The sequence below is a fragment of the Rhizobium sp. N621 genome, assembly GCF_001664325.1.
Taxonomy (GTDB): domain Bacteria; phylum Pseudomonadota; class Alphaproteobacteria; order Rhizobiales; family Rhizobiaceae; genus Rhizobium; species Rhizobium esperanzae.
Genome location: NZ_CP013499.1, coordinates 323,099 through 336,676, shown reverse-complemented (window position 1 = coordinate 336,676; position 13,578 = coordinate 323,099). Strand labels below are relative to the sequence as shown.

The 13,578-nt window shown below is 62.0% G+C and carries 12 protein-coding genes; 6 read left to right on the top strand and 6 right to left on the bottom strand.

The window, feature by feature from the left end:
* Nucleotides 1-14: 14 nt before the first annotated feature.
* From AMK00_RS28655 to AMK00_RS28640, 4 genes are read right to left on the bottom strand one after another with little or no spacing between them, the layout of a single operon-like run.
* A complete protein-coding gene (locus AMK00_RS28655) occupies nucleotides 15-959 on the bottom strand; it encodes a dihydrodipicolinate synthase family protein (protein WP_064812586.1) in 945 nt (314 codons plus the stop codon).
* Between the two features lie 35 nt (nucleotides 960-994).
* Nucleotides 995-1,870, bottom strand: a complete 876-nt coding sequence (locus AMK00_RS28650; RefSeq protein ID WP_064812585.1) for an SMP-30/gluconolactonase/LRE family protein — start codon at nucleotides 1,868-1,870, stop codon at nucleotides 995-997.
* Complete coding sequence (locus AMK00_RS28645; protein ID WP_064812584.1) at nucleotides 1,867-2,697, bottom strand: NAD-dependent epimerase/dehydratase family protein; 831 nt, start codon at nucleotides 2,695-2,697, stop codon at nucleotides 1,867-1,869. Before AMK00_RS28645 ends, AMK00_RS28650 begins: the two co-directional genes overlap by 4 nt.
* 21 nt (nucleotides 2,698-2,718) lie before the next feature.
* Entirely contained in the window at nucleotides 2,719-3,432 is a 714-nt protein-coding gene (locus AMK00_RS28640; protein WP_064812583.1) for a FadR/GntR family transcriptional regulator, read from the bottom strand.
* A 351-nt stretch (nucleotides 3,433-3,783) separates the two neighbouring features.
* On the opposite strand from AMK00_RS28640, the gene AMK00_RS28635 reads away from it, so the two are divergent.
* The 6 genes from AMK00_RS28635 to AMK00_RS28610 all read left to right on the top strand — a co-directional run bounded on the left by AMK00_RS28635 (nucleotide 3,784) and on the right by AMK00_RS28610 (nucleotide 12,098).
* Nucleotides 3,784-5,721 (top strand): ABC transporter substrate-binding protein, encoded by a 1,938-nt coding sequence (locus AMK00_RS28635; RefSeq protein ID WP_064812582.1) that lies wholly within the window; start codon nucleotides 3,784-3,786, stop codon nucleotides 5,719-5,721.
* Between the two features lie 116 nt (nucleotides 5,722-5,837).
* The gene (locus AMK00_RS28630; protein ID WP_064807967.1) at nucleotides 5,838-6,824 is read left to right on the top strand and encodes an ABC transporter permease; all 987 of its coding nucleotides are present in this window, start codon (nucleotides 5,838-5,840) and stop codon (nucleotides 6,822-6,824) included.
* A 9-nt stretch (nucleotides 6,825-6,833) separates the two neighbouring features.
* On the top strand, nucleotides 6,834-7,955 hold the full coding sequence (locus AMK00_RS28625) for an ABC transporter permease (protein WP_064812580.1): 1,122 nt from the start codon (nucleotides 6,834-6,836) through the stop codon (nucleotides 7,953-7,955).
* Between the two features lie 7 nt (nucleotides 7,956-7,962).
* Nucleotides 7,963-9,684: an ABC transporter ATP-binding protein gene (locus AMK00_RS28620; RefSeq protein WP_064812578.1), complete on the top strand. Its 1,722-nt coding sequence runs from the start codon at nucleotides 7,963-7,965 to the stop codon at nucleotides 9,682-9,684.
* A complete protein-coding gene (locus AMK00_RS28615; protein ID WP_064812576.1) occupies nucleotides 9,681-10,898 on the top strand; it encodes a mandelate racemase/muconate lactonizing enzyme family protein in 1,218 nt (405 codons plus the stop codon). The genes AMK00_RS28620 and AMK00_RS28615 overlap by 4 nt, the downstream gene beginning before the upstream one ends.
* A gap of 12 nt (nucleotides 10,899-10,910) precedes the next feature.
* Nucleotides 10,911-12,098 carry a galactarate dehydratase gene (locus AMK00_RS28610; RefSeq protein ID WP_064813191.1) on the top strand — a complete coding sequence of 396 codons (1,188 nt, stop codon included), beginning with the start codon at nucleotides 10,911-10,913 and terminating at the stop codon, nucleotides 12,096-12,098.
* 106 nt (nucleotides 12,099-12,204) lie between these two features.
* On the opposite strand, the gene AMK00_RS28605 is transcribed toward AMK00_RS28610, so the two are convergent.
* Nucleotides 12,205-12,777 carry an NADPH-dependent FMN reductase gene (locus AMK00_RS28605; protein WP_064812574.1) on the bottom strand — a complete coding sequence of 191 codons (573 nt, stop codon included), beginning with the start codon at nucleotides 12,775-12,777 and terminating at the stop codon, nucleotides 12,205-12,207.
* Nucleotides 12,778-12,860: 83 nt separating this feature from the next.
* On the bottom strand, nucleotides 12,861-13,526 hold the full coding sequence (locus tag AMK00_RS28600; protein ID WP_064813189.1) for a nitroreductase: 666 nt from the start codon (nucleotides 13,524-13,526) through the stop codon (nucleotides 12,861-12,863).
* Between the last annotated feature and the right edge of the window lie 52 nt (nucleotides 13,527-13,578).

Below are 13,578 nucleotides of genomic sequence, written 5' to 3'. Positions count from 1 at the left end.
AATGATGTTCGAACTTAGCCGGCTGCCTTCACGTCCTGCCGGTCCGTTTGGATATCGCCCTCGGCCTCCCAGCCTCGAAGCAGCCGATGTAGCTCGTCGCGATCCTGCGCGTCGAGCCGCGGCAATCCCGGCACGCGCACCGGGCCGACATCGAGGCCGGAATAGGTGACGGCCTCTTTCACGACGGTGACGTTCGCGCCGTTGCGGAACTTGGTGCGCATCCGCTCGAAGGGTTCGAGCTTGTTGACGATCGATCTCGCCGCGGCGAAATCGCCTTTTTCAAGCGCTTCGTGCACGGCAAGCGAAAGTTTCGGTGCGACGTTGACGAGGCCCGAGGTGAAGCCGCGCGCGCCGGCTGCGGTGAATGTCGGCGCCCAGCTCTCCGCCAGGCCGCACACAAACAGCGCGCCATTCGGATCGGCCGCGGGGATCGCCCGCGACAGCAGCATCAGATCAGTCGTGGCGAACTTGATGCCGGCAATATTGCCGTGGTTGGCGAGGCGGACGATCTCGGCGACGCTGAAGCCTTCCGCCCTGACATAGGCGACGAGCGGCAGGGGGGAAGCATCGGCGAGATTGCAGAAATAATCGATCTGGGCCGATGGTGCCGCGAAAGGATCGACGGGCTGATGCGACATGACCGCCGATGCGCCGATCGCGGACGCATCCCTGGCCATGCCGATCGCTTCGCGCAGCGACCGACCGATCGCCGCCGTCACCGGCGCCCGGCCGTCGACTCCCGATACCGCCGCCTCGTGGACGATCCGGATCTCCTGCGGCGTCAGAGCATAGAATTCTCCGGTATTGCCGGCCGCGACGATGTTGTGAATGCCGGCCACGGCCACCCGCTCATAGACCTTCGCGGTAATCCGGGGCTCGACTTCACCCCCGGCGTCATAAGCCGTGACGGGAACGCCCGACACGCCCCTAAGCGCCTTGCGCATGATCGCGATGCTCATTTTTCTCCCCCGTTCGCTTTTCTTCCAGTTGATCGTCAGCCGAAACGGAAGGGCGGCAGCCCCTCCGCATCGACATCGAAGGCGATGACCGTGCCAGCCTCGAAACGTCCGGTGCGGTCGCTCGACAGGCTCGTGACGTAGAGGGTGGTGAAATCCGGCCCTCCGAAACACGGCATTGTCGGTGCTGCGACCGGCAGAATGTAGATTTCGACGATTTCGCCGTCGGCCGATATTCTGTTCAGGCGGCCGGCGGAAACGCCGGCGCTCCAGTAGAATTCATCGCGATCGGTCGTCGCCCCGTCCGGCCGCCCTTGTTCCTCCGTGAAACTGAGAAGGCGGCGTCCTTCGCCGAGCTCACCCGTTGCGGGATCGAAATCGAAGGCTTGCAGAAAACACTGTCGGCTGTCGGAGTGATACATCCGCCGGCCGTCCGGCGACCAGGCAAGGCCGTTGGAGCTCGTCAGTCCCGTTGCCACCGTCCTCGTGCTGCCATCGGCGCCGACACGGAAGAGCGCCGCGTCATTCATCTGCGGCTTGGCCTCGCTGATCGAGCCGACCCAGAAATGCGCATCCGGGCCGACCTTGCCGTCGTTGAGGCGGCCATTGATGTCGCGCCCGACCGGATCGCAGAGAAATTCGATATCGCCTGAGACGGGATCAAAGAGATGGACGCCCGTCTGCAGACCAACGATGATCCTGTTGTCGCGGCAGAGCCCGAGGCTGCCGACTGCAGCCGGCATGTCGAAACGATCGACCTTGCCTTGCGGGGAAAGTCGCAGGATTGCCGGCGCCAGGATGTCGACAAGCCAGAGGGCGCCGGTTTCCTCGTCCCATACGGGCGATTCACCGACCGTCAGCGGTTGCTGCAGCACGGAACGGATCTTCGGTTCAATGATGCGCGGCGCCGTCACGAGACCGTCTCCAGATCTTTGACGAGGCCCTCGGCATCGCGCATGCGGATGTTGCCGTCGTGATTGAATTCGCAGAAACCGCCGCCCTGGAACGAGCGGGCGACCCGCCCCTCCGCTCCGTCCTCGATACGGGCGTGATCACGCGGCCGATCCTGCGGCTGGTAGCCAAGCCGCGTCGCCAGATCGTTGTCCCACCATTTCGTGTCGGTGTCGGAAACACCGTAAACAACCGTTGCGGCGATCTGCGGATGGGTGAGGCCGATCCGCACCAGTTGCGCCAGATCCCGGGCGCTGATCCAGATCGCGATCGTGCGCTCGCTGTTGGGGTAGGTGCCGGCATTGCCGATGCGGATGGAAAGGGAGCGGATGCCCGATGTGTCGTAATAAAGCCCCGCCACCAGCTCGCCCCAGCATTTGGAAAGTCCGTAGGGACTGTCCGGGCGCATGGGATCGAGCGGCGAAATGACCTCGCCGCGGGGATAAAAGCCGGTCGCATGGTTGCTTGAGGCGTAGACGACGCGCTCGACCTTGTTGATCCGGGCGGCCTCGTAGAGATTGTAAGTGCCGAGCACGTTCGCCTGCAATATCGCGTTGATATCAACGCCGCCCGCAAGACCGGCGAGATGAACGACACAGTCAATGCCGCCCAAAGCGGCCGTTGCCTCTTCGAGGTTTGACAGATCGGCGCCAACGAAGCCTTCATTCTCGGCCAGATCCGCAGGCTCATGAATATCGATCAGGCGGAGATGCTCAACATGCTGCCGGAGAAACGGGCGCAGCAGCGTCCCAACACGTCCGGCGGCACCCGTCATGGCAATCCGTCTCATCGTCCTTCCTCCCATTGTCGCTCAAACCCCTTGAAACATGCGGGCGCGCGCATTCAGTATGTGTGTCTTCATCGCATCATGCGCTTCGGCTTCCCGCCGCGCGAAGATCGCCTCCACGATGACCGCATGCTCGTCCTGAACGCTGCGGATCTGCTCCGGAGTCCGTTTCAAGCTCAGGCTTCGCGTTACGGAATGGCCGATGGCGAAATGCGGCTTGAACCATTCGCGCACGGTGATGTGAAACTGGTTGCCTGTCGCCGCCGCAATTGCGTCGTGAAGGGCCTGATCCTCCTCGGCGCCAAGCTCGCCGTTGCGCAGACATTGCTCAAGCGAGAGAAGTGCGGCCGTTATCCGCTCCTTGTCGGCCGGCTGCCAGTTTCGCGCGGCAAGCTCCGCAGCTTCGGCCTCAAGACCGGCGCGGAATTCGAAGAACCGCTGGACATCGGCAAGCGAGCCGACCGGGACCATTTTCAGCATCGACGAATCCGGCCGCTGGCGGACATAGGAACCAGAGCCCTTGCGGGAAACGACGAGGCCGTCGGCCCTCAGACGTTCGAGCGCTTCGCGCACAACGGGTCGCGATGCGCCGAAATCGGCGGCGAGCCTGGTTTCCGACGGCAGCCGTTCATTCACGGGAAAGTTGCCGTCCGCGATCATCCCTACGATCTTCTCGTAGATGATGTCGCTGAAGCGCGTTGCGCCCCGGTTTGAAACGGCATCGACTGCAAACGTCATTATCGCTCTTTTCTCCCCCGCCAAGTGGCGAATTCGCCCCGTCGGCTCTTCGTCCGGCGAGCAGAAGCCGGATATGCCTTCTCGACCATGCGCCGGGATGGCGCCGCGCCGTCACCGGCCGCGATGCGGCCTGTATACAGCTTCTGACAGGTCTGTCTTCTTTCCCTATCCAAGGCAGGATTGCCAATGGCTTGGCGTTGTGTCTGATACGACATGGCTATCGAATCTGTAATTATCTGTCAACTCTTGTAATCATTTGAGAACGTGTCTATGGTTTCGTTCCAGCGCCGAGGAGGGCGCAAAACGGCAGGTCGGGAGCCCGCCTGTGCCGGCATAAAAGGGGAGGAATCGATGCCCAATGAAATTCTGTCTCGCGGTGTCACCCGCCGCGCCGTTCTCGGCGGCATGGCTGGTGCTGCAGCACTGTCCATCGCCGGTCGTGCCTTCGCCGCCGGCGGGGAAGCGCCTGCGCTGGCGCAACTGGTCAAAGACGGCAAACTGCCGCCGCTGGCCGAGCGCCTGCCGAAGAAGCCGATGGTGGTAACGCCGTTCGAGAAGGTCGGCACCTATGGCGGCACGTTGCGCCGCGGCCTGCGCGGTTCATCTGACCATAACGGCATTCTGCGCATGGTTGGCAACCAGAGCCTCGTGCGCTGGAATCTGGAATTCACCGCCGTGCAGCCGAACCTCGCCGAACGCTGGGAAGTCAGCGACGACGCGACTCAATTCACCTTCCATCTGATCGAAGGCGTGCGCTGGTCAGACGGCCACCCGTTCACGGCCGACGACGTTGTTTTCGCGATCGAAGACTGCGTGAAGAACACCGAGCTTTACAGCGCGACGCCGGCGCAGCTAGCCGTTGCCGGCAAGCCGGTCACCGTCGAGAAGATCGACGATTATACGGTGAAATTCACCTTCGCGGCGGCCAACGCGCTTTATCTCGAGAACCTTGCCACGCCGCTCGGTCAGCATCCGACGCTCTTCCCGAAGCATTACTGCAGCCAGTTCCTGCCGAAGTACAATCCCAACATCGAGGCCGATGCCAAGAAGGCAGGCGTCACCAGCTGGACGGAGCTCTTCCGCAACCGCTGCGGCGACATCGAAATTCCGACGCGCTGGGGCAATGTCGACAAGCCGACACTCGATCCCTGGGTGGTCAAGGAGCCTTATGTCGGCGGCGCCACGCGCGTCGTCATGACCCGGAACCCCTATTTCTGGCAAGTCGATACGGCAGGCAACCAGCTTCCCTACATCGATGAGATCAATTTCGGCATTTCGCAGGACGTCGAATCGCTGATGCTGAACGTCATCTCCGGAAAGATCGACATTCAGGAACGTCACATCAGCGTGCTGGCCAACAAGCCGACGCTCTCCCAGAACATGCAGAAGGGCGATTATCGTCTGCTGACGCTCGTGCCTTCGGCCTCGCAGCAGTGCCAGATCTACTTCAACATCACCCACAAAGATCCTGCCATGCGCAAGATGTTTGCGGACAAGGCGTTCCGGCAGGCGCTCTCGATCGGCATCAATCGCCCGGAACTTATCGATATCGTCTATTTCGGGCAGAGCGAGCCATACCAGGCCGGGCCGCGCCCGACCCATCCCTGGTACCACGAGAAATATGCGCGTCAATTCACCGAATATGACGCCGATAAGGCAGGCGCGATGCTTGATCAGGCCGGTTATAAGAAGGGGCCCGACGGCTTTCGCGTTCGGCCCGACGGTCAGAAGGTGTTCTTCTCGGTCGACGTCATTCCGACGCTTTATCCCGATCTCGTCGATGCCCTGGAGCTGGTCAAGTCGCATTGGTCGCAGATCGGTATCGACATGAAGGTCAATACGATCGAGCGGGCGCTCTATTATACCCGCGGCGACGACAATGCCCATGATGCGCAGGTGTGGCCAGGGCCGGGTGGTCTCGATCCAATGCTCGACCCTCGCGATTTCTTCGCCTTCCATCCGCAGGGGTCGCGTTACGCCATTCCGTGGACGCTCTGGTATACGTCCAACGGCGCGCGCGGCGAAGAGCCACCGGAAAGCCAAAAGAAGCGCATGAAACTGTTCGACGAAGCGCGTTCGACGGCCGATCTCGACAAACGCGGCGCGATCATGAAGCAGATCTTCGACATCGCGGCGGAGGAATTCGAGACCGTCGGACTTTGCCTTGCGGTCGGCGGCTTCGGCATCATCCGCAATAATCTGCGCAATGTTCCCGAGAAGCAGCCGGATAGCTGGTCCTGGCCCAATCCGGGACCTGCGATGCCGCAGCAGTTCACCTTCACGAGCTGATTTTGATCGAGCGCCGTACCGACGGTACGGCGCTTTCTCCGGTTCGCCTTCCGATGCCCTGCCGGCGATGAGAGCCGGTTAGGCCCTGAGGGCGGTACTCAATGCAAGAGGCGCCCATGCTGGTCTTTATCGCCAAACGCTTGCTATGGATGATTCCATCGCTCTTTGCCGTCAGCTTCCTCGCTTTCGTGCTGATCCAGCTGCCGCCGGGCGACTATGTCACGACCTATATTGCGACGCTGGCGGCCTCCAATGAAATCGTCGATCAGAACACCGCGGCACAATTGCGCGAACGCTTCGGACTCGATGACCCCATGCTCATCCAATATTTCAAATGGATCTGGGGCATCCTCTCGCGCGGCGATTTCGGCATTTCCTTCGAATGGCAGCAGCCGGTGTCGGATCTGATCTGGGAGCGCATGGCGCTGACCCTCGTCCTGGCTCTCTCGACATTGATCGCCACCTGGGCAATCGCCCTGCCGATCGGTGTCTTTTCCGCCGTCCGCAAATACTCGATCGGCGACTATTTCTTCACCGCCTTCACCTTTTTCGGTCTGGCCGTTCCGTCCTTCCTGCTGGCGCTGGTGCTGATGTATATCGCGGCGGTCGAATTCGGCCAGGACGTCGGGGGATTGTTTTCGCCGCAATATGAGAATGCACCCTGGAGCTTTGCCAAGATGGGCGATCTCTTCTCGCATCTCTGGCTTCCCGTCATCATCCTTGCCGTCTCCTCGACGGCGAGCCTCATCCGCGTCATGCGCGCAAACATGCTCGACGAGCTGCCGAAGCCTTACGTGACGACGGCCCGGGCAAAGGGGCTCTCGGAATTCCGCCTGCTGATGAAATATCCGATGATGATCGCGCTCAATCCGTTCATCTCGACGATTGCCTGGCTGCTGCCCAATCTCATCTCCGGCTCGGTCGTCGTCGCCATCGTCCTCAACCTGCCGACGGCCGCACCCTTGCTGCTGCAGGCGCTGATGGCCCAGGACATGTATCTGGCCGGCGCCTTCGTTCTGCTGATCTGCGCGCTGACGCTGATAGGCTCTCTGATCAGCGACATCCTGCTTGCGCTGGTCGATCCCCGCATCCGGTTGGAATAGGAGCCTGATATGGCCGACATCGCCGTTACAAACATTCAGCCGGATCGGGCCGCCGTCGCATCGCAGTGGCAGCTGATCTGGTGGGCTTTTCGCCGCCACAAACTGGCCATGGTGGCGCTCGTCGTCACCGTGATGATGTACCTCGTTGCCCTGGTTCCTGGCTTCTTCGCCATCAACGATCCGAACCTGCAAAATGCGCGGGCGACCTTCCACCCGCCGCAGAAAGTGCATCTGATCGATACCGAGAACGGGTTTTCCTTCGGCCTGCATTATTATCCGATGAAGCTGACTCGCGATCCGGAAACGCTCGCCGCCATCTTCAAGGAAGACACGACGAAGCGCCTCGACGTCCAGCTCTTCGGGCGCGGCTATGAATATTCCGTGTTCGGCCTGTTCAACACCAACATCCATCTGATCGCCTCGCCCGACAAGACGACGCCGCTGCTTCTCTTCGGAGCCGACCGGCTTGGGCGCGATGTCTTCAGTCGGACGGTTCAGGGTTCGCAGGTCTCGCTGTCGATCGGCCTCGTCGGCGTCTTCCTGTCGTTGATGCTCGGCATCGTGATCGGCGGCATCTCCGGATATTACGGTGGCCGCATCGATTTCTTCATGCAGCGTGTAATCGACTTCGTGCTGTCGCTGCCGACGATCCCGATCTGGCTCGCCATGGCTGCGGCCCTGCCGCAGGATTGGCCGGCGACGCTGCAATATATGATGATCACGATCATCCTGTCGCTGACCGGCTGGGCTCAGCTCGCCCGCGTCGTTCGCGGCCGCTTCCTATCCCTGCGCACCGAGGAATTCGTCGCTGCAGCCAGGCTGGATGGCGTTCGTGAAGGCCGCATCATCTTTCGCCACATGCTGCCGAGCTTTGCCAGCCACATCATCGCGTCGATCACGCTCGCGGTGCCGGCGATGATTCTGGCCGAAACCTCTCTCTCCTTCCTGGGGCTCGGGCTGCAGCCGCCGACCATTTCCTGGGGCGTGCTTTTGCGCGAAGCCCAGAATATTCGCTCGATCGCTACGGCGCCTTGGCTCTTCCTGCCAGGCTGCGCTGTCGTGGTCGCCGTCATGGCGCTCAATCTCCTCGGCGACGGTCTGCGCGACGCGGCCGATCCCTACAACAAATGAGGCCGGCATGACCGACATCGTTCCCATTGCCGGCAGGCCGCTGCTCGAGGTGAAGAACCTCACCGTCGAATTCCCGCTGCGCACCGGCGTCTTTCGCGCCGTCAGCGACCTGTCCTTTACAATTGAGCCGGGCAAGACGCTCTGCGTGGTGGGTGAAAGCGGATCCGGGAAGTCGGTGACGGCGCGCTCGATCCTGCAGATTGTCGACGCGCCCGGCCGCATTGCCGGCGGTTCGATCACATTGAACCACCCGAAGGGCGGCTCCATCGATCTGACCAGCCTCAATCCGCGCGGGCGCCAGATCCGGGCGATCCGCGGCCGCGATATCGCGATGATTTTCCAGGAGCCGATGTCGTCGCTGTCGCCCATCCACACCGTCGGCAACCAGATTATCGAGGCGCTTCGCCTTCACACGAGAATGAGCAAGGCGGAAGCGCGTGCCGAAGCTATATCGCTGCTCAAACAGGTGGAAATTCCCGCGCCTGAAAAAGCGCTGGATCGATATGCATTCCAATATTCCGGCGGCATGCGCCAGCGCGCGATGATCGCCATGGCGCTCGCCTGCAAGCCGCAACTGCTGATCGCCGACGAGCCGACCACGGCCCTCGACGTGACGACGCAGGCCGAAATTCTCGACCTGATCGCCCGGCTGCAGAAGGCCAACGGCATGGCCGTTCTCTTCATCACGCATGATATGGGCGTCGTGGCTCAGATCGCCGACGATGTGCTGGTGATGCACAATGGCGTCGCCAAGGAATATGCGCCGGTCGAGCAGATCTTTCACGCTCCGAAAGACGACTATACCCGCATGTTGATTGGTTCGGTGCTGAAGTTGGAGCAGAAGGCCGAGATTCGCCTGGCGCGGGCGCCGCTCGATCGGACGGCGGCGCCAATCCTGGAATTGCGTAATCTTTCGATGGATTTCGGCGAGGTCAAAGCACTCGACGACGTCTCGATTTCGCTTTTGCCGGGCGAAACGCTCGGCATCGTCGGCGAAAGCGGATCCGGCAAGACGACGATGGGCCGCTCGATCATGCGGCTGCTCGATCCAACCGCCGGCGAAATCCTCTATCGCCGCGCCGATGGCGGCATCATCGATCTGGCAACGGCAAAAGGCCAGACGCTTGCCGCCGCGCGCCGCGAATTGCGCATGGTGTTCCAGGATCCCTTCGGCTCCCTCAATCCACGCATGACCGTCTCCCAGATCATCGGTGAACCCTTGCTCGTCAACGGCATCGCAAAGGGACGGGCGCTGGACGAGCGCGTCTGCCACCTGATGGAGCAGGTCGGCCTTGATCCCAGGGCCCGCGAACGCTATCCGCATGCCTTCTCCGGCGGCCAGCGCCAGCGCATCGGCATTGCCCGCGCCATCACCCTCAATCCGCGCGTCATCGTCGCCGATGAGGCGACCTCGGCGCTCGACGTCTCCGTGCGCTCGCAGGTGCTCGATCTCCTAATGCGCCTACAGGACGAACTCGGGCTCGCCTATATCTTCATCAGCCATGACATCGGCGTCATCCGCTACATGTGCGACCGCGTCGGCGTCATGTATAAGGGCCAGCTCGTCGAAATCGGCGAGGCGGAGAAGGTCTGCCGCACGCCCGAGCATGCTTACACGCAAGCGCTGATATCGGCCATTCCGCGGCCGGATCCACGCGACCGCGACCGTTCGCGGCGCTTCCGTTATGTCGCTCCCGACACTCTGAAGAACGGGAGCGCTCAGCGATGAAGATCACCGGCATCAGAACGTTTCTCATGCATGCAGGTCAGCCCGATCCGTCGAAATGGGCTTCGGATGAGCGTTCGGGAGAGGGGGCGTCAACGCAGCTGCGGGGCACGAGGAACTGGCTGTTTTTGAAGATCGACACCGACGAGGGCATCACCGGCATCGGCGAATGCTCCGGCTGGCCGCGCGTTATCGAGACGGCGATCCATGATTTGGCGCCGCTCCTGATCGGCGAAGATCCGGCCCATATCGAGCGCCTGTGGCAGAAGTTGCATATTGCGATGATGGGTCACGGCATGCTCGGTACGGTCGGAGGCGGCGCGATGACTGGCATCGACATGGCGCTCTGGGACATCAAGGGCAAGGCGCTCGGCGTGCCGGTCTGGATGTTGCTCGGCGGCAAGGTGCGCGACAGGATCCCGATCTATTCGCATGCCAACACGCCCGAACGTGCGCTTGCGATCAAGCAGCGTGGCATAAAGGCGATCAAGTGCGGTGGCGTGGCCGATCCTGTTCGCAAGGTCGCAGCACTGCGCGAGGCGGTCGGCGACGATATGGACATCGCCATCTACCTGCACGGTCCGCCATGGCTGACCCCTGCGGACGCCTGCCGCCTGGTGCGGGCGCTCGAACCCTATGAACTGATGTGGGTGGAAGATCCGATCGCGCCCGACAATCTCGAAGGCTACAAGCGCATTCGCGACGCCGCTCATGTGCCGCTTGCCGCCGGCGAACGCTCGGCAACCATCTTTGGCGAGCGCGAGCTCATCGAACGAGAGCTGGTCGATGTCATTCAGCCCGATACCGGCCGGGCCGGCGGCATCACTCAGATGAAGAAGATCGCGGCCATGGCCGAAGCCCATCACATCCAGATGGCACCGCATTCTGGCTCGCTCGGACCAGTGGCGGAATATGCAGCCCTGCATCTGTTGGCCGCCATTCCGAACGCGCTCATCCTCGAGCGGCTGGACGACGACTGGGACGGCCGCCGCCGGACGATTGTGCCGCATCCCGAGCAGGTCGATGGGCTGATCGCCGTTCCCGATGCCCCCGGGCTCGGCTGTGATATCGACGAGGAATTCGTCGCCCGCTTTCCGAGCGGCGGCAACGTCTCCGTTCCCGTGCCGGAGGCCGCCGGATCCTACAATCCCGGAACCTACAACGAGCATCTCTACGTGCAGACGCGCGTGGCGCGCCGCAGTTATTTCAATCGCTAGAAGGACAGAATGATGAAGATCGACCGCATGCGGGTGTTCATGACCCGTGACAAGGACCGACCCCGCGTGATCGTCGCACTGGACACCGATGACGGGCTGACGGGCTGGGGCGAATGCTACAATCACGGCCCCGACAAGGCGCTGCCGCCGCTGCTCGATTATCTCTACGGCTTTCTCTCCGGCCAGGACCCGACACGCGTCGATTATCTCGTCAACCTGCTGATCCAGCAAAGCCGCTTCCCGCCGGGCGCACTCGGCCTTGCTGCGATTTCCGCGCTCGACCATTGCCTGTGGGATTTGGCGGCCAAAGCCGCGAATGTCCCGGTCTACAAGCTGCTGGGTGGCGAGGTGCGCGACCGCATCAAGGTCTATGCCGGGGTCTACACCGCCCCCGACGCGCCGGCCGCCCGGGACGAGTTCGATCGCCTGAAGGAGGAATGGGGATTCACTGCCTTCAAGCTCAGCCCCTGGCGTATCGACATGCATGCTCATCGCTGGGGCAATGTCGTAAAAGCCTCGGCCGACTATTTCCGCTCGCTTCGCGAGACGGTGAATGACGAATACGAGATTGCCTTCGATGCTCATGCCAAGATTTTCGAACCGATCGCCGCAAGGCAACTCGGCAATGCGCTGGCGCCCTATGATCCGCTGTTCTACGAAGAGCCGCTGCGTCCCGAGAACATCGAGGCCTGGGGCGACCTGAAGCAGGGGCTCAATTGCGTGCTCGCAACCGGCGAGTCGCTCTATAACAGGAACGAATTTCTGCGGCTGCTACAGGTCAAGGGCGCCGACCTGATCCAGCCCGATATCTGCGTCGTCGGCGGCATCAGCGAAATGCGCCGCATCGCCACGCTGGCCGAAGCCTATTTCGTCGGCGTCGCTCCGCACAACCCGATGGGGCCGCTGGCGACGGCGGTCAATGTGCATTTTTCGGCCGCGGCCCAGAATTTCCGCATCCTCGAATACCGGCTGCCAAAGGGCCAGGCCTATGTCTACGGCGGCCTCGACATCGAGAAGCGGCAGGGGGAAACACGCTATGTCGTGGACCCCTATCTGCCGAAGGATGGCTATCTCGAACTGCGCCCCGACCGGCCCGGCTGGGGCGTCGAGATGGATGAAAAGGCGATGGAGGAGGAAGGCTATATCCATTGGCAGCGGCGCGTGCCGAAGCGGCCGGACGGCTCTTATGCCTTCGCCTGAGGGTGTTACATGCTAAACCAGAGTTGGCCGCCGGAATGAGGCAGCCAGCTCCCTGGGCGACGTTTGCAGGCATTGTAGGAACATTGCGATCCCATTCCATGCGCCCTTAGGCATCTTTCGGCAACACTGAGCGAACCCTCGCGATGAAGAGATGGAAGTCCTGCATGAACTTGCGGAGGAATTCCGCCGTGGCCTCGTTCGTGACCTCGCCGTCATCGGTGATCAGCCCCGGAGTGAACTGGATGTAGGCTTCCGGAGCATTCATTTGCGGAGAGTTGCAGAAACTGAGCACGCTGCGCAAATTCTGCTGGGCGACGGCTGTGCCGATGGCGCCCGGCGACGTGCCGATCACCGCCGACGGCTTGCGTGTGAACGAGTTGGTGCCGTAGGGGCGGCTCGCCCAGTCGATTGCGTTTTTCAGCCCGCCGGGAATGGATCGATTGTATTCGGGCGTCACGAACAGCACGGCGTCGACGGCCGCGATTGCCGCCTTGAATGCCCTGCCGGCCGGAGGGTAGTCGGCGTCGTAATCGTAACTGTAGAGCGGCAGGTCCTTGAAGGATATCTCCGACATTTCAAGTTCCGGTGGGGCGACGCGCACCAGCGCCTTGGCGAGCTTGCGGTTGATCGAGCCCTTGGCGAGGCTGCCGACAAGATAGCCTACTTTATGCGTGGTCATGGTGTTCTCCAGTATCCCGCATGATAGAAGACCTATCATACGCGGAATTCTCGACGGGGTCTCTGTTCTTTGGGCACAAGCAACTATTCGCCGATAAACGTGACCGTCTCGGCCAGTGGCGCGCGGCCCGTACGGGCGTAACTTACGGCAGGGTCTTCGTAGCCGATCGACATGCCGCAGAAGAGGATCAGTCCGTCCGGGGGTGACAGGACCTCCGCGACCGTCTCGCGAACCTGCGACCACGCCATCTGCGGGCAACTGTGCAGTCCTTCGGCGCGGAGCAGCAACATGACGGTCTGCAGATACATGCCGACGTCGGCCCATTGGGGCAGGCCCAGGTCGCGGTCGATGTAGCAGAACAGGGCGGCGGGCGCGCCGAAGCAGTTCCAGTTGGCGATTGCTGCCCGTTGGCGCGCCTCCCAGTCCTCACGCGCAATGCCGAGCGCGCTGTAGCGCTCCTTGCCGAAGGCGGAGCGGCGCTCGCCGTAGGGGGGCTTCAGCACGGAGGGGTACATCTCGTACTGCCGCTTGTCCCAGGCGTCGCCATGCGCCACGCGCTCGACAGCTGATGTCTTGAGTTCGGTCAGGGGCACACCGGTGATCACGTAGGTATTCCACGGCTGGATGTTCGATCCCGACGGCGACCAAGCCGCAGCGGCCAGCACGCGCTCGAGTATCTCCATCGCCACAGGCTGGTCTTTAAATCGGCGCACCGACCGTCGGCTTGTGACTGCCTCATATACGTCCATGATCGCCTCCATGCGCCGGGCCGTTCCTGATGCGATTGATTATCTCCATTTG

Coding starts and splice junctions, on each gene's coding strand:
- AMK00_RS28655 (WP_064812586.1), bottom strand. CDS start 959: ATGAGCATCGCGATCATGCGCAAGGCGCTTAGGGGCGTGTCGGGCGTT.
- AMK00_RS28645 (WP_064812584.1), bottom strand. CDS start 2,697: ATGAGACGGATTGCCATGACGGGTGCCGCCGGACGTGTTGGGACGCTG.
- AMK00_RS28640 (WP_064812583.1), bottom strand. CDS start 3,432: ATGACGTTTGCAGTCGATGCCGTTTCAAACCGGGGCGCAACGCGCTTC.
- AMK00_RS28635 (WP_064812582.1), top strand. CDS start 3,784: ATGCCCAATGAAATTCTGTCTCGCGGTGTCACCCGCCGCGCCGTTCTC.
- AMK00_RS28630 (WP_064807967.1), top strand. CDS start 5,838: ATGCTGGTCTTTATCGCCAAACGCTTGCTATGGATGATTCCATCGCTC.
- AMK00_RS28625 (WP_064812580.1), top strand. CDS start 6,834: ATGGCCGACATCGCCGTTACAAACATTCAGCCGGATCGGGCCGCCGTC.
- AMK00_RS28620 (WP_064812578.1), top strand. CDS start 7,963: ATGACCGACATCGTTCCCATTGCCGGCAGGCCGCTGCTCGAGGTGAAG.
- AMK00_RS28615 (WP_064812576.1), top strand. CDS start 9,681: ATGAAGATCACCGGCATCAGAACGTTTCTCATGCATGCAGGTCAGCCC.
- AMK00_RS28610 (WP_064813191.1), top strand. CDS start 10,911: ATGAAGATCGACCGCATGCGGGTGTTCATGACCCGTGACAAGGACCGA.
- AMK00_RS28605 (WP_064812574.1), bottom strand. CDS start 12,777: ATGACCACGCATAAAGTAGGCTATCTTGTCGGCAGCCTCGCCAAGGGC.
- AMK00_RS28600 (WP_064813189.1), bottom strand. CDS start 13,526: ATGGACGTATATGAGGCAGTCACAAGCCGACGGTCGGTGCGCCGATTT.